17 protein-coding genes are annotated in these 14,217 nt (G+C 56.6%); 10 read left to right on the top strand and 7 right to left on the bottom strand.

Annotated features, from left to right (window positions below; translation table 11 throughout):
* Positions 1–21 precede the first annotated feature (21 nt).
* Both CCALI_RS11595 and CCALI_RS11590 read left to right on the top strand, forming a co-directional pair.
* Positions 22–459: a hypothetical protein gene (locus tag CCALI_RS11595; RefSeq protein WP_016483674.1), complete on the top strand. Its 438-nt coding sequence runs from the start codon at positions 22–24 to the stop codon at positions 457–459.
* Complete coding sequence (locus CCALI_RS11590; protein WP_016483673.1) at positions 456–1,136, top strand: cyclase family protein; 681 nt, start codon at positions 456–458, stop codon at positions 1,134–1,136. The genes CCALI_RS11595 and CCALI_RS11590 overlap by 4 nt, the downstream gene beginning before the upstream one ends.
* On the opposite strand, the gene CCALI_RS11585 is transcribed toward CCALI_RS11590, so the two are convergent.
* The gene (locus tag CCALI_RS11585; protein ID WP_016483672.1) at positions 1,098–2,186 is read right to left on the bottom strand and encodes an alcohol dehydrogenase catalytic domain-containing protein; all 1,089 of its coding nucleotides are present in this window, start codon (positions 2,184–2,186) and stop codon (positions 1,098–1,100) included. The genes CCALI_RS11590 and CCALI_RS11585 overlap by 39 nt on opposite strands.
* Positions 2,187–2,550: 364 nt before the next feature.
* Here CCALI_RS11585 and CCALI_RS11580 point away from each other — a divergent pair, with 364 nt between their 5' ends.
* A complete protein-coding gene (locus CCALI_RS11580; protein WP_016483671.1) occupies positions 2,551–2,793 on the top strand; it encodes a hypothetical protein in 243 nt (80 codons plus the stop codon).
* 154 nt (positions 2,794–2,947) lie between these two features.
* Entirely contained in the window at positions 2,948–3,403 is a 456-nt protein-coding gene (locus CCALI_RS11575; RefSeq protein ID WP_016483670.1) for a GtrA family protein, read from the top strand.
* Here the strand turns inward: CCALI_RS11575 and CCALI_RS11570 are convergent.
* The 3 genes from CCALI_RS11570 to CCALI_RS15400 form a co-directional block, all read right to left on the bottom strand.
* Positions 3,397–4,272, bottom strand: coding sequence for an NAD+ synthase (locus CCALI_RS11570; RefSeq protein ID WP_016483669.1), 876 nt, complete (start codon positions 4,270–4,272; stop codon positions 3,397–3,399). The two genes, CCALI_RS11575 and CCALI_RS11570, sit on opposite strands and share 7 nt — an antisense overlap.
* Before the next feature lie 6 nt (positions 4,273–4,278).
* On the bottom strand, positions 4,279–5,187 hold the full coding sequence (locus CCALI_RS11565) for a nitrilase-related carbon-nitrogen hydrolase (RefSeq protein WP_016483668.1): 909 nt from the start codon (positions 5,185–5,187) through the stop codon (positions 4,279–4,281).
* A 312-nt stretch (positions 5,188–5,499) separates the two neighbouring features.
* Positions 5,500–6,324 (bottom strand): ferritin-like domain-containing protein, encoded by an 825-nt coding sequence (locus tag CCALI_RS15400; RefSeq protein WP_016483667.1) that lies wholly within the window; start codon positions 6,322–6,324, stop codon positions 5,500–5,502.
* A gap of 443 nt (positions 6,325–6,767) precedes the next feature.
* On the opposite strand from CCALI_RS15400, the gene CCALI_RS11555 reads away from it, so the two are divergent.
* On the top strand, positions 6,768–7,634 hold the full coding sequence (locus tag CCALI_RS11555; protein ID WP_016483666.1) for a phytanoyl-CoA dioxygenase family protein: 867 nt from the start codon (positions 6,768–6,770) through the stop codon (positions 7,632–7,634).
* A 110-nt stretch (positions 7,635–7,744) separates the two neighbouring features.
* Positions 7,745–7,897, top strand: a complete 153-nt coding sequence (locus CCALI_RS16210; protein WP_156415936.1) for a hypothetical protein — start codon at positions 7,745–7,747, stop codon at positions 7,895–7,897.
* A gap of 24 nt (positions 7,898–7,921) precedes the next feature.
* Here the strand turns inward: CCALI_RS16210 and CCALI_RS11550 are convergent, their stop codons facing one another.
* From CCALI_RS11550 to CCALI_RS11540, 3 genes are all read right to left on the bottom strand, one after another.
* Positions 7,922–8,311, bottom strand: coding sequence for an ArsR/SmtB family transcription factor (locus CCALI_RS11550; RefSeq protein ID WP_016483665.1), 390 nt, complete (start codon positions 8,309–8,311; stop codon positions 7,922–7,924).
* 286 nt (positions 8,312–8,597) lie between these two features.
* On the bottom strand, positions 8,598–9,290 hold the full coding sequence (locus CCALI_RS11545; RefSeq protein WP_016483664.1) for a response regulator transcription factor: 693 nt from the start codon (positions 9,288–9,290) through the stop codon (positions 8,598–8,600).
* A complete protein-coding gene (locus tag CCALI_RS11540; RefSeq protein ID WP_044949175.1) occupies positions 9,268–10,440 on the bottom strand; it encodes a two-component system sensor histidine kinase NtrB in 1,173 nt (390 codons plus the stop codon). Before CCALI_RS11540 ends, CCALI_RS11545 begins: the two co-directional genes overlap by 23 nt.
* Before the next feature lie 269 nt (positions 10,441–10,709).
* Here CCALI_RS11540 and murA point away from each other — a divergent pair, with 269 nt between their 5' ends.
* Genes murA through CCALI_RS11520 form a run of 4 tightly spaced genes read left to right on the top strand, consistent with a single transcriptional unit; the run spans position 10,710 to position 14,209 of the window.
* Positions 10,710–11,993, top strand: coding sequence for a UDP-N-acetylglucosamine 1-carboxyvinyltransferase (gene murA / locus CCALI_RS11535; RefSeq protein ID WP_016483662.1), 1,284 nt, complete (start codon positions 10,710–10,712; stop codon positions 11,991–11,993).
* Positions 11,994–12,003: 10 nt separating this feature from the next.
* Positions 12,004–12,993: a rod shape-determining protein gene (gene mreB, locus CCALI_RS11530; protein ID WP_044950445.1), complete on the top strand. Its 990-nt coding sequence runs from the start codon at positions 12,004–12,006 to the stop codon at positions 12,991–12,993.
* A 19-nt stretch (positions 12,994–13,012) separates the two neighbouring features.
* A complete protein-coding gene (locus tag CCALI_RS11525) occupies positions 13,013–13,684 on the top strand; it encodes an S-layer homology domain-containing protein (protein WP_016483660.1) in 672 nt (223 codons plus the stop codon).
* A gap of 3 nt (positions 13,685–13,687) precedes the next feature.
* The gene (locus CCALI_RS11520) at positions 13,688–14,209 is read left to right on the top strand and encodes a hypothetical protein (protein ID WP_016483659.1); all 522 of its coding nucleotides are present in this window, start codon (positions 13,688–13,690) and stop codon (positions 14,207–14,209) included.
* Positions 14,210–14,217: the final 8 nt, after the last annotated feature.

The following is a 14,217-nucleotide window of genomic DNA, read 5'->3' as shown; positions in this document are numbered from 1 at the left end:
TCTCTCTCAAGGTAGGTAGTTATGCAGCCTCTGGAAAGCGAAAGACCTGCTACCGTACAGAACAGCCGACTGCCGCTGTCGAAACAGCAGCGCATTGTGCGAGCTGTCATCCTGATAGTCGGCAGCATCACGCTGTTCTCCTTCCTCTTTGCCGATCCCCTATTACGCACCTTCACCCATAAAAACCTGCAGGGCGTTCGCCCACAAATCGGCACGGCGATTGTGGTCACCTTGGTGCCCGCGGGTAGCTCGCTTTTGGGTACCCCGCAACCGCCGCTAGTGGTCGTGCGTTTTCGCGGCCATCTCTATCAGGCCGGCAAGGTCATTGGTTTCGACCGGCTGCAACTTAACCGCCCGGCGCGCATCGTCTATCGCGTGGGGCATAACGCAACGATCTATGTGGACGAAGTGGCCCCTCTCAACTCATCCCAGAACGTCCCTCCAGGAGCAAAGCCTTGAAGATTATAGACCTTTCACAGCCTATTTTCGATGGAGGCCCCAACTGCCCAGCCCACCCACCTATTCGCGTTGAAATGAGGCTTCAACACCCGCAAGACGGCTGGCAGCTCGAACTATTCGCTTTCGCCGCCCACACCGGCAGCCACATAGACGCGCCTCTTCATCGTCTCCCCGATGGCGCCTCCATCGACTCCATCCCCCTCGAGCGATTTGTCGGCCCGGCCTATATCGCCGATCTGCGTCCGCTGCAGCCTAAAGAGCCGATTACCGAGGCGAAACTAGCCGAGGCTCTGCCGCACCCTCTGCCGCCCGATAGCGTTGTCCTTCTGGCTACCGGTTGGGGTGATATTCGCGAGCGCAGCCAGCGATGGCTCTACGAATCCCCCAAAATCGAACCCTCCACAGCGGAATGGCTGGTGGCGCACAAGGTACGCGGCGTGGGTATAGACCATTGGGGCATTGGAGGTTGGGACGCGGAAAACGATAAGGCGGTGCATGCTATCCTTTTGGGAGCTGGCATCTGGATCGCCGAGGAGCTGCGTTTGCCGCCAGAGGTGTGCAGACTGCCCAGCCCCCAGCTCTTTATGGCTCTGCCCATTCACCTCAAAGGCGCTTCGGGCGCCTGGTGTCGCCCCGTGCTACTGGTGGCGGACGACATCTCTATTCCTCTCGGGTAGACCGTGCGGATAGAGCGTCACCTTCATGCCCTGGCGGCTCTCCATCACCTTAAAGGCCTCGTGTATCTGCGTTAGCGGGAAGCGATGGGTGATGAGCGGTTTCACGCGCACCACCCCCTCCTCTAGCAACTGCACGGCCTGCTGATGCTGGCGCGGCACACTGCCGTGCGAGCCTGTGAGAAAACACTCCTTATAGTGGATCGTATTCGAGTAGAGCTGCATCGGACGAGCGCTTTTGGGCAGGCCCCCAAACAGATTGACATAGCCCCTGTGCGCCACCATCTCTACCGCCTGCTCGTGCGCCTCTACCGACCCGCTGGTGGTAATAACAACGTCAGGCCCCTCGCCCCCCGTCTCCTCCCGACAGCGCGCGACAACATCCTCCTCTTCCGCAGCGATGTAAACATCGGCTTGGTAGAATTTGGCCATCTCGAGCCGAGCCCGACTTCGCTGAACCCCAATGACCTTCGAGGCGCCGAAATAACGCGCTAGATCGATCATCATGCAACCGATAGGGCCCAACCCGATGATCACCACACTTTTCCCCGGCCCCATGTTCACCAGCTCTAAGCCGTTGATGGCGCAGGCAAGAGGCTCGGCAAGCGCCGCCTCTTCAAACGAGAGACGCTCGGAAAAAGGCGTTACCGGCCCCTCCTCTAAAAGCAGCTTCGGCAGCAGCATGTACTGCGCAAAAGCGCCCGGAATCTGGTAGCCCACGGCGTAGTTAATGGGGCAGTTGTTGCCCAACCCAGCCTTGCACCAACGACACTGCCCACAAGGCACATCCGCCCCAAGCGCCACGCGGTCGCCCTCCTTTACCCGCTCCACATGGCGCCCTACCTTTACAATCACTCCTGCCGTCTCATGTCCGATGATGGTCGGGGGCTTCACACGTGGGTTTCCATGGTGGAGAATGCGTACGTCCGACCCACAAATGCTCACCGCCTCCACTCGCATAAGCGCCGAATCGTTGGTGACCTCCGGTATGGGCACCTCGCGAACCTCAAGGCGGTCAATGTCTTCCAAAACCGCCGCCTGCATAAACTCCATACTACGCCATCCATCCTTTACGAAAATGTACTTAGATCATACCTACCCCTCTCCACAAATTGTCCTCTTCCAAATGGTGCCTCGACGTGGTTCACGTCACGGTATTTCTGCGGGATTTTTTTGCGGCCTTCAGCAGTATATTTGATATATCGCATCGCAAAGAGCCGCGTTGCCGGCAGGCTCTTTTCAGTTCCATCAGAAGCTACTATTCCACGTTGGCTCATGTGCAATGTTCGGAGGGCCTATCTCTGTGACGATCGGCGATCTCCTAGGCGCCGGTCCGAAAAGATGAGACCTCCTCGTGTTCTCGTTCGAGTGGCATCCGCTCGACTAGAAGGTTGTAGGTAGGAGGTAGACGCAAACCGTGAAACACTGGATCATCGAAACCTATGCAGGGCAGAGTGTTCTGATCCACTACTGCCGCTATGCGGAAAACGACATTGGGAAAGAGGCGTTACGTCAAGATATCGGCGGTGGCTATGTACGCTGCGATCTGTGCGGCGAAAAGTTCCTTCCCCCTACGCAACCGCACCATCCTCGCCTTATTTTGAAACTGCAGCCTCTCTTGGAAGACTCGATTGCAGAAGAGGAGGTTACTTCCTGCTAAACCCTCAGCCCTTCACTATCCAATACAGATAGTTTCTGCGGTGCGTGCGCTTTTCTCTCGAAAAGAGGTGCCCTTTTGGAGAGAAAATGGGGTTTTGTGTCAAAATGAAGCGGTTCACTCACAACCCTCTTTTACCTACGAGAAGGAGATCTGTATGGAAACAACCACGCCCGTCGTGGTAAATAGCTCGAGCTGGAATCAATTTATTAAATTTTGCATTGTGGGCGCCTCAAGTACCGTAATAGATGCCGGTCTGTTCAATCTTCTGCATCTCGCTTTGGGCCTCCATCCCTACTTTGCCCGCACCCTCTCGTTCTCCGTGGCCGTGGTCAACGGCTTTATCTGGAACAGCCTGTGGACTTTTCGCGGCCTCGGCAGCGGCTCGCGCCACGCGCAGTTCGTAAAGTTCGCCGTTATTAATGTCGTGGGGCTTTTTCTTAATCTCTTTATCATGAGCGTGGTCTACTATCTTCTCAGCGGCCATCTGCCGCGCGCTCACGAGCACGCACCGCTGCGAATCAATATCGCGCTGGGAGCCGCCATTGTGATCGTGGCCTTTTGGAACTTCGGCGCCAATAAATACTGGACGTTTCGGGGCGTACGTCAGTAGTCTACCGGCCGCAGATAGTAGTCGTTGATCGAGGTGGAGGAGATCATGGCCGTGGTCGGCAGGTGCCGCTTCCAATGCGTGGAGTCTAACCGCCCTTTCACCAGCTTTACCTCTTCCTCGGTGAACCCCATCTCCAACAGGCGAGCGGGCGGATAGCCGCGCAGCAAGAAATAGAGAATGCGGTCGGCCTTCTGATAAGAGATGCCAAAATCGCCCTCATCGGTCTGCCCCACAATAAGGTCGGCCGACGCCGGCTTGTTCACAATGACCTCTGGCACCCCCACATAACGCGCGAGTTGCCAAACTTGGGTTTTGTAGAGGTCGCCCAGCGGGTTGATGGGCGGGGAATCGTCGGCGTGCCAGGTAAAGTAACCTAGCAAGCGCTCACTCTTATTGCCGGTTCCCACCGGCAGCGTGCCCAACTTCTGGCTTTGGTCGAAGAGCACGATCATGCGCATGCGCGCCATCACATTCCCACGCCGACGTGGGTCGGCATCGGGAGCATATTTTAAATAGCCATCCACTGCATCGGTAATCGGGATGGTCTCCATGCAGATGCCGGTTACTTCCGCTACGAGGGCCGCATGCTCGAGGCTCTCTTGAGAGGAGGTTTTGTAGGGCATGCGAATGCCGAGCACGTTTTTGGGCCCGAGCGCCTTTGCCAATAAGAAGGCCACTAACGACGAGTCGACTCCGCCCGAAATTCCCACAACCGCTTGGTGAAAGCCGCGCCGTCGCACGATCTCATCTTGCAAAAAGGCCACCAGCCAGTCGGCCAACAGGGGCGCGTTGATCTGCAGAATATCCTCCGACTCCGCGGTTAGAGGCTTGGCAGAGATAATAGGTAATCGTTGCCGTTCCTGTTGCATAGGCGTCTACTCCCTGTGCACCCGTTGTGCGGCCACCTCCAACTCCGCTACCACATCGCCCAGATTGGCTTCGAGGTCGGCTAAAAGAGGCGAGGTGGCACGTGCAATGGCGACATCTTCTCTGTCTATGGTGGCCGTTACGATGCACTCATCTCGGTCGGACCCCATAACCAAACACTGCCCCCAAGGGTCTACCACCTGGGATGAGCCGGTAAATCCCTTTCCTCCCTCAAACCCAACCAGCCCCGCATAGACCACCCAAATGCCATGTTCGGAGGCAATAGCGGGCAGCAGGATATTGTAGTGAGCGATATTTCCCACATTTTTACCGGTGAACTCACGCCCAGGCGACGCGCTGGGAACGTAAAGGATCTGCGCCCCCTTGAGGGCCACAATGGTGGGAGCGACCGAGTGCCAGATATCTTCGCAAATGAGTATGGCCGCGCGCCCAAAACGGGTGTCGAAAGCGCGAAAGGTGCGGCCGCGAGAGACAAAACGCTTCTCGTCGAAGACACCATAGGTGGGCAGAAAGAACTTGCGGTGCACGTGCTTCAATCCCGCCTCAACCTTTGCGGCAGGCGATGCCAGCGTGGCGTAAAGAGCGCTGTTGTAGTAACGGCCATCCCAAAGTTCATAAAACCCCAATACCACGTCCAGGCAGGCATCGGGACGGCGCACTCTTTCCCGATAGAGCCGGAGCAGATCCGCGTAAACGCTCTCGGCAGAACGCGCTACCTCCCGCACACCCCCCTCTAAAAAATAGCCGGAAAGCACCGTTTCCGGCAAAACCAGCACATCGGTCTGCGGCAGCTCCTCTTCCAATTGTGAAAAGAGTTCGGCCACCCGCTGCAAATTCGCCTCGTAGTGCCCTTTGATGGGTTTGATCTGCGCTATAGCCAGATGTAGCTTCGTCATCGTCTGCTTAGCCCCTCACTCATTTTACCTTGTGGGGGCGTTGCCGGTTCCCGCTCAGGCGCAACCACAAGAGGCATGCGTAATGGCTGGCTTTGAGAATCGGGGGGTGATATAAACAAAAAATGCGTGGCTCTTGCACGAGGTTTGAGGGACAAGGTGGAAGCAGGCCTCTTTCGGTCTCCGGTCATAGACCTTAAGAGCGTTCATCCCTCATTTTCGAGCAAGCGTTTGCAAGAGCCACGCCACGCGAGCCTTAAGTAAAATTCCCTTCCTCTCGCAAAAGGGGAGCGACCGTCCCCATCTGTCAAGCGGTTAGGAGTTAGGAGTCGTGCTGTCCAGAGTCACCGTCGGAGTTTCGGTGAGGTAGAAGTTGGCGGTGGTATTGAACTGATAGGGCGTCGGGTCGAAGCCGCTTCCGCTTGTCGGAGGCGTTACAAACGGTCCGAGCGCCTTCACCACATCGTTAATGGTTTGAAATTTGGGGCCGGTGGTAGAAAAGGTGCGTTCGAAAGCGATGTTGTTCGCCGCGTGCCCACTGGCCCCAACCACCGATTCCGGGGTTCCGCTAAGGCCCGTCACGGATGTAAGACCTAAATCGGCCGCAATGACACGACCGAGGGTACGGTGCTCGCTCTCCACGCCAAGAATCTGGCCCGCCAAAACTTTGAGGGCGCTGGTGGAGAGGTCGCGAATACCGATAAGGTAGGCCGCAATAAAGGCATCTTCAAGGGTGATCAAGGTGTTAACAACCGTCTGCGCGTTCTGCTGGCCATTTGCAGTTGTGAACATGCCGATAGGGAAATAGAAGGTAAGTGCAAGCGGCTGTGCGCCGGCGCCTACAAGCACCTGATAGTGTAGAGCCTCCTGCTCGCGACCGGCCACAAGGTAGGCTTGATCGTTTGCATTTCCATTGAGACCGCTGGTGTAGACGGCCGATTTGATAATGTTGTCGTACATCACGGTAGCTAACGCTTCGGCCGTGGCGGCAGCGTTGATGATGGTTGCGTCCTGATTGGTTGAAGAGGAGCTGCTTCCTCCACATCCCGAAAGCAAAAGGCCCGCCGTGGCACTTAAACCAAGAGTTCCTACCCCCGCCATAAAGCGGCGTCGGGAAACGGCTTGTTGAAGCTCGTTCATAAAACAGTATTTCCTCCCTTAATCTGTTCAGAATATGGTTCGCGCCATCTTTCTGAGCATGCGCAGGAAAGGGTTGAACCCACTAGTCTGTTCCTGCTAATAACATCTTAACCTATGAGGATTAAAGGAAGGTTTCTAGAAGGTTTCACAAAGTTTACAATTTTGACCTAGCCCAAATAAAAAGAAGAGACAAACGGGTTCAGCCTACGCCTCCCTGCTGAAAAAGGCCGTCGAACTTCGCTTCTAAACCCAAATACCCCCTCCCAAAGACAGCAGGCTTGCGCCTAACTTTTGAGGCTCTGTCGTTTAAGGCAGCCTGTGGCAGCAAGACACAGTACTTCCTCTAAGAACGGCTTTTCCCCTCCGCCAAAAAGACCATGGAATTTCGCAGCCAAATAAGGTAAATCTACATGCTAGGTATCATATAAAAGGAGACGAGCACGATGCTTACCCTTACCCCAACGCCCGACGAGATGCAAACGGGCCAGCTCTCCCCAGAACACCTGCAGGCCGCGCGGGAGGCGATTCTTACAGAAGGCTTTGTGGTGCTAAAGAATGTTGTAGATAAAGGCCATTTGAAGATCCTCCAAGAAAAGATGCTGGAGGATCTACACGACCTTCAAGCTAGAAAGGACGCGCCTTACAACTGGAACAGAGGGAATATCCAACAAGATCCTCCGCCGTTCCCTCCCTATCTGTTCCAAGATATCTTGCTAAACGATCTTGTTATCGCCGTGACAAAGGCGGTGCTCGGCCCTAAACCGCGTAACGTGTTCTATAGCGGCAATACGGCCCTGCCAAGCCCCTACCGTCAACCCGTCCACCTCGATATGCCCCAACTGTATAAAGAGGACGGCAGCGTATCGGCACCCTACGCTTTGGTTATCAACGTGCCGGTCGTTACCATGAATCCCGAAAACGGCAGCACGGAGATCTGGCCAGGGACGCATGCTTGCGCCGAGGTAGATAACGACTGGCCCAACTTGGAGGTGCCAGAACCGATGCTGGCACGCCAAAGAAAGATCGCTCCACCGCTGCAACCTACCGTTGAAGCGGGCTCCGTGTTGATCCGAGACATCCGCTTATGGCATGCGGGAATGCCGAACCGGACGCCTACTCCCCGCCCTATGATCGCCATGATCCACGCCGCCTCTTGGTATCGTCATATCGGTAGCAATCTACGTTTTCCAAAGGACACGGAGGCCTTTTTCGCGCATCCGGAGCTTATAACGGAAGCTGTCTTCGTAGAGGAGCCCATAGACTACCTCCATCAACCTCACGGTTTTGCCTATCAGGCAGAGGCAGAATAGGAGAAAGGGCGAGCAAGCCAAGCGCGCTCTGCCGAAGGGCTCTGGAGGAGGGAGCTTGCTTACTCGCCCATCCCTTGCTAGTTAGGGGCACAACGGGCACGGTGGGCAACATGGCGGACAAGTGGGCGGGCAGTGAGGGTTGCTTTGCCGTGCCGCGATCGCCACCTGCACCCGTGGCGCTCTCGCATGGTACCCCCCGTTCCGGTGCGTTGCGCGTGGTTTGGCGATTGTGCAAGGCGCAAGCACCGACAGCAGAGCACTAAAGGTTACTACGGCTCCGATCCGGCTCATCTCTCTTCACCTCCTCCCCTGTCAAGCTGATAAAACCCCAACACACAGCAGCCGCATTCGCGCATCGCCAACCGCTGCTGAATGCGCTCGGCATCGCGTTTTAAACGCCTATCCGCTTCCAGAGAGGCGCGATAGGCGGCAAAGAGCTCATCCAGCAGTGGCCTGGTTGCTGGCTCGAGCGCGTAATAGACCCATCGCCCCTCCCGCCGCGTTTGGACAAGCCCCGCTTGCCGTATGATCTGCAGGTGCGTGGAGAGCGTGGATTGACGCAATTCCAAGGCATCGGCTAACTCGCAAACGCAGAGCTCCCCCTCCCGTAACGCATACAGAATGCGTAGCCGGATGGGATCGGAAATCGCCTTGGCGAAGAGCAGTAGATCGTTCATTTCGGTTTTTATCGTATCGGATTTTCTTGATATATTATAACACACCGCTCTCCTCTTGTCAAGAGCAAGGGGAACGGTAAATCGTCCTATCAGAGATGAATCGCCTTTTTGGCAGTTTAGGGGCACCAACAGCTACCGGTTGTAAAAGCGCGCTAGAAAGCCGTCTCTCTGCAACACAGCCTTTTGCCGGTTCGCGCTAGGAGGGGGAACAGACGGCTCTACAAAAATACACGAGGTCAGCGAGGCCCACGTTGGGTTAGAGCACCGAAAAGTTGGTCGTCTGAAATTAGGAAGGAAACACCAGCTGATAACCGAACCCACGTACGGTGAGAAGATATTTGGGGTGGTCGGGATCGGCCTCGATCTTGCACCGCAGCCGGCGAACATAAACGGCCAAGGTTTTGGGGCCTGTTTCGCTTTGGAACCCCCAAACGTTCTCAAAAATCCATTCGGAAGAGAGCACCTTGTCCACATGGCGCGCCAGGAGAGCTAAGAGCTCGAACTCTCGTTCGGTCAGTTGGGCCCGCTTCCCCGATATAAAGGCATCGTGCCGATCGAAATCCACCACGAGATCGCCGATACGAATCTCGTTCCGCGCTTCTACGGGGCGGCTATACTCGTTTGCGCGACGCAGTTGCGCCCGCACCCTCGCCACGAACTCCCGTGGAGTGAAGGGCTTCACGATGTAGTCATCGGCCCCAACTTCTAGCCCAACCACGCGCTCGGCGCTCTCGCCACGTGCCGAGAGGAAGAGCACCGGCATGCGATGCTTCAGACGAATGCGGCGACATAAAGAAAAACCGTCCATATCCGGCAGCCCAACGTCGAGCACAACGAGGTCGAACGGCTCCCCCTCCAAAAGGCGCAGCGCTTCTCTAGCGCTCGAAGCGCTCTGGCAGAAGAACCCCTCGGAGAGCATCAGCTTTTCGAGGGAGCGCACCAAAAACGAATCGTCATCAACCACCAAAACTCTGGTCATTTTCGCCCTCAATAGCCGGCAGCATCACGACGAAGCAGGCCCCCTTGCCCGGCCGGCTGCGCACCGTGATGCGCCCTTTGTGCTCACCCACGATGCGTTTACAATTATACAGCCCAAGCCCCGTTCCTCCAGAGCGCGTGGTAAAGAACGGCATAAAAATCTGTTTCTTTATCTCTGAGGCGATCCCTGGCCCAGTGTCTCGCACCTCCAAATAGAGTTTTCCGCCTTTGCTATAGGTTCGCAGCGTGAGGGTGCCCCCCGTTGAGGCCATGGCCTGAAAGGCGTTCAAACACAGGTTGATGAGCAGCCTATCTATCTGAACCGGGTCGCCCCAAAAGGCCGGTAAGCCTTCCTCCAGTTCATAGCAGAGGCTCACATTGCAGGAATCGGCCTGAGCGCTGAGAAGCGGCGCGACGTGTCGGATGCGATCGTTAAGCAAGACCGGCTCCCGATAGCACCTATCGGCATGAGTCATGGCCAGCAGCCTTTGGGCGAGCACTTCAAACCGATGGAACTGCTCGATGAGCGCGGCCGCGCTCTCAGAAGGCAACTGCTCGATCTCCATGCGCATGGTGGAGAGAATATTGCGAATGTCGTGCGCTACGCTTGCCGAGAGCGTTCCAACCACGCGCAGTTTCTCGGCCTCCAACAGGCGACGTCGCGTCTCCTGAAGGATCTGAGTGGTTTTGTGCAGACGACGGCGCACCTGCGCTTGCAACCGCTTCATTTCGGAAATATCTAGAAATGTCCAGAGGCGGGCAATAGGTTTCCCCTGCGCATCGAGCACGGGCGCGGTAAAACGTCGAAGAATGCGGGGCGGGGTTTCACGCAACTCAACCTCATCTTCACCGGTAAAATAGGGGTCGGCGTAGGCCCGCTGAATCATCGCCTCGAACTGTGCCGGATGGCGCACCCTCGATCGCGCCCAGGCGCGCACGCTGTCTGGGTCGCTCTCCACCACCAAGCGGGGTGGAATAGAGAACAGCTCACCGAGGCGCCGGTTCGCCACAATGTCTTGCCGATCCAGTCCGCTCACGAGCACCCCGTAGTCTATGGATTGTAGAAGCGCGTGCAGTAGAGCCTGTTCTCGATGACGATAGAGCGGATGAAGCGCGATGTCTTCATAAACCACTTCGTCTGGATGTGCCATTTGACCGCTACCTAAATCTTCTTTTGAGACGGCAGGAGTAGGAAGGGAGTTCCTAACAATTATAACGGATTTTGTAAGAATTCGGAATGACCTGTTTTGCTTCAACGATCGGCCATTTTCAAATGAACCCGCGAAACGATGGTTAAGCTGTGGGGTATACTGTAATTTGCTTATGAAGCGAAAGGCCATTGACATATCTACCGGCCTTTCTCACGCTCCCTAAATTTTTGGGCTTCAACAAATGCACTTATTAGAGAGGCTGCTTATCTGTGGAAAAGCTAGTTATCCGGGGCGGTTCCCCCCTATCAGGTGAGGTATACATCGGCGGCAGTAAAAATGATGCGCTGGCCATCATCCCTGCGGCGTTGCTGGTGCCAGGCAAAACCCGCCTGAGAAACGTCCCTCGCATCACGGATGTAGATAAGATGCTCGAAATTCTTCGGCATCTTGGGGCTAAGGCTGATTTTCTACCCGACAACACGCTGGAAATAGACGCCACGCAACTCACCACCTCCCAAGCCCCTCACGAGCTGGTGCGTCAAATGCGTGCCTCCTTCAACCTGTTGGGCGTGCTTCTTACGCGGTTTCAAGAGGCCGCGGTGGCGATGCCTGGTGGCTGCAACATTGGGGCGAGGCCGGTGAATTTCCATATTAAGGGGCTCGAGCAGTTGGGCGCCCGCCTTACCTTAGAACACGGCATTTACGTGGGAACGTGTCGGCGTCTTGTGGGCACAAATCTCTACCTGGAATTTCCTTCTGCCGGTGCCACACAGCATCTCATGATGGCCGCTTGCTGCGCGCAGGGCCGCACCGTTATCCAAAACTGCGCTCAAGAGCCAGAGGTGGTGAACCTCGCCGAGTTTCTTAACGCCTGCGGCGCCAAGATCAGCGGAATGGGCACCTCGACCATCGTCATTGAGGGCGTCGATCGCCTCTATCCTACCGAGTTCTCCATTATTCCCGACAGGCTCCAAGCTGGAACCTATGCGATCGCGGCGGCAGCTACAGGCGGCGATGTGTATATACGTAATGCCGTGCCAGACCACTGCCGCGCCGTATTAAACAAGTTGATGGAGGCCGGCGCCGAAGTAACCCCCATTGATGGAGGAATGCGCGTGCGACGAGTAGGCAAAATCCACCCTACCGACATAAAAACCATGCCCCACCCAGGCTTTCCCACCGACATGCAACAACCCTTCGTAGCTCTTCTTACCATCGCCGATGGGGTCTCCGTCATCACCGAAACGGTCTACGAAAGCCGCTTCCGCTACACCACCGAGCTGCAGCGCATGGGGGCCGACATCCGTGTGGAAGGCCCAACTGCCATCGTTACGGGGGTTCCTCAGCTAAATGGGGCGCCCGTGAGCTGCACCGACCTGCGCGGCGGCGCCGCCTTGGTGATCGCTGGGCTTGTGGCGCAGGGCGTTACCGTGGTCTCCGAACTCGAACATCTTGACAGGGGCTATGAGAACCTTGTAGAAAATCTAAGGGGGCTTGGCGCCGACATCGCGCGAGTCCCCGAAGAACAAGCGCGGAGTTACGAGAGTGTTTAACCTGTTTCCTATGCTCGGAATTGACTTGGGCACCGCCAATACGCTGGTCTATCAGAAGGGAAAGGGCATCGTGTTGCGAGAGCCCTCGGTGGTGGCCGTTTCCGCCCAAAACCGCAAGGTGTTGGCGGTGGGCTCCGAGGCTAGCGAAATGCTAGGACGCACGCCCGGCAACATCGTGCCGATCCGCCCTATGAGCGACGGCGTTATTGCCGACTATACCATCACTCAGGCCATGCTTCGCTACATCTTTGATCGCGTGCTCGGGAAACGTTGGCTGCTTAACTTTCGCCCACGTGTGCTTATCTGCGTGCCCTCTCAAGTAACCAGTGTAGAGAAGCGCGCGGTGCTCCAGGCCGCAGAAGAGGCTGGCGCCCGTGAAGCCTACCCCATTGAAGAGCCCATGGCAGCTGCCATCGGTGCCGGTCTACCCATCTCCTCCCCTGGCGGCAACATGGTGGTGGATATCGGTGGTGGAACGACCGATGTGGCCGTCATCTCCCTTGGCAGCATCGTCCATAGCGAAAGCCTGCGTATCGCCGGAAATCGTATGGATGAGGTGATTATGCGTTACATCCGCAACGTCTACAACCTCATGATCGGCGAACGTACCGCAGAAGAGATTAAAATGCGGATCGGCTCGGCCTACCCACTTCAACAAGAGCTTACCATGGAAGTACGCGGCCGTGACCTGGTGGCCGGACTGCCGAAAACGATTCAGGTTACCTCCGAAGAGATTCGGGAGGCCCTTTCCGAGCCCGTTAGCGCCATCGTAGAAAAGGTCAAACGTGTTTTGGAAAAAACACCGCCGGAGCTTTCTGCCGATATCATCGAACGCGGTATCATGCTTACCGGAGGAGGAGCCCTGCTTCGGGGCCTTGATCAACTTATCTCCTCCGTCACGGGCCTGCCTGTTCGCGTTGCCGAAGACCCCCTTACCTGCGTTGTCATCGGAACCGGAAGGGCCTTAGAAAATATGGCGGCCATTCGCCGCAGCGCCTGATATAAGGAGACGGCCACCCATGAAACGACTCTGGCTTCTTGTACTTCTCCTCTGTGCAGTACCCGCTCTTTGCTTGCCGCCCGACGTCCGCCCCAACCATTGGGCGGCAGCCTATGTGCAACAAGCGTTGCAAAACCATCTGCTCTCGCTTGAATCGGATGGGCGCTTCCATGGCGAACAGAAGATCACGCGGATAGACGCCGCCATCGCCCTTGCCCGATTGGCAAAGGCGCTTCAAGAGAACACCTGGCACGCCGCCCCTAGTAAACCGGTGCCAGAAAGCGTTGCGCAGACACTGAAAGCGCGCCGCTGGCAGAACCGCCCCGTTACACGCTATATCCTGGCCTCGGTGCTTTGCCGCGTCGGAAACTATGTGGCCAATGGCATTACGCGTGCGCCGGCGAATGCGCCAGATAAAGCAAAGTCGGAAGTGCTTCCAACGCATGTGACCATCGCTGTGCCTCCTACCAATCCAGCCTACACCTCTTTGCAGTATCTGGTACAGCATCGTGAGATCGGCCCCGACTCCCCTCTTCTTAAAGCAGATCATACCCCCCTGACGGCAGCGCAGCTTAGTGTGGCCGTCGCCCAGATGGTTGCCGGGCTAAACGACCAGCTAACCTCCCTCGGCCACGACGCCCAAGGCAACACGCCCGACGCCAGCTTTCATAAACCCAAAGGAGGGCACTGAGAGGTGCCCGATGCCTCCACGCCGCTACGGTGTCACTGCCGGCGTCATGAGATAACCTCCCTGCGGTGTGCGCGCTGCGGTGTGCCCATATGCCCTCACTGCTCCGTGGTCTACCCCGCCGGCATGCTCTGCAAACAGTGTGCAAAGCCCGATCGCGCCGCCCGTCTACAACTGCAACCCCAAGAGCTCCTCTTGACGCTCGTCGTCGGAACCGTGGTTAGCTACGTGGCAGCATGGCTTCTTTTGCTCGCCGAAGGGGTGCTCAGCAGCGTGCATCTCGGCTTTTTTGCCATTTTCTTGGCCTTTTTTCACGGGATGCTGGTGGGAGAAACGGTGCGCCAAGTGACCCGATTTAAACGCGGTACTCAGGTGGAGCAACTGGCTTGGTTGGCAGCAGCCTTAGGGCTGATCGGCATGGCGCTCTACCTGTCCGGAGGCCATCTCGGGGCTTTACTAGACCTGATGCTGTGGTTACAAATAGCCCTCAGCATTGTTGGAGCGCATAACCGTGTTCGTGCTTACTAACCTAGGTG

Source organism: Chthonomonas calidirosea T49, assembly GCF_000427095.1.
GTDB lineage: Bacteria > Armatimonadota > Chthonomonadetes > Chthonomonadales > Chthonomonadaceae > Chthonomonas > Chthonomonas calidirosea.
This window is presented reverse-complemented; position numbering and strand designations above follow the sequence as displayed.

Coding starts and splice junctions, on each gene's coding strand:
- CCALI_RS11595 (WP_016483674.1), top strand. CDS start 22: ATGCAGCCTCTGGAAAGCGAAAGACCTGCTACCGTACAGAACAGCCGA.
- CCALI_RS11585 (WP_016483672.1), bottom strand. CDS start 2,186: ATGGAGTTTATGCAGGCGGCGGTTTTGGAAGACATTGACCGCCTTGAG.
- CCALI_RS11575 (WP_016483670.1), top strand. CDS start 2,948: ATGGAAACAACCACGCCCGTCGTGGTAAATAGCTCGAGCTGGAATCAA.
- CCALI_RS11570 (WP_016483669.1), bottom strand. CDS start 4,272: ATGCAACAGGAACGGCAACGATTACCTATTATCTCTGCCAAGCCTCTA.
- CCALI_RS11565 (WP_016483668.1), bottom strand. CDS start 5,187: ATGACGAAGCTACATCTGGCTATAGCGCAGATCAAACCCATCAAAGGG.
- CCALI_RS15400 (WP_016483667.1), bottom strand. CDS start 6,324: ATGAACGAGCTTCAACAAGCCGTTTCCCGACGCCGCTTTATGGCGGGG.
- CCALI_RS11555 (WP_016483666.1), top strand. CDS start 6,768: ATGCTTACCCTTACCCCAACGCCCGACGAGATGCAAACGGGCCAGCTC.
- CCALI_RS16210 (WP_156415936.1), top strand. CDS start 7,745: ATGGCGGACAAGTGGGCGGGCAGTGAGGGTTGCTTTGCCGTGCCGCGA.
- CCALI_RS11550 (WP_016483665.1), bottom strand. CDS start 8,311: ATGAACGATCTACTGCTCTTCGCCAAGGCGATTTCCGATCCCATCCGG.
- CCALI_RS11545 (WP_016483664.1), bottom strand. CDS start 9,290: ATGACCAGAGTTTTGGTGGTTGATGACGATTCGTTTTTGGTGCGCTCC.
- CCALI_RS11540 (WP_044949175.1), bottom strand. CDS start 10,440: ATGGCACATCCAGACGAAGTGGTTTATGAAGACATCGCGCTTCATCCG.
- mreB (WP_044950445.1), top strand. CDS start 12,004: ATGCTCGGAATTGACTTGGGCACCGCCAATACGCTGGTCTATCAGAAG.
- CCALI_RS11525 (WP_016483660.1), top strand. CDS start 13,013: ATGAAACGACTCTGGCTTCTTGTACTTCTCCTCTGTGCAGTACCCGCT.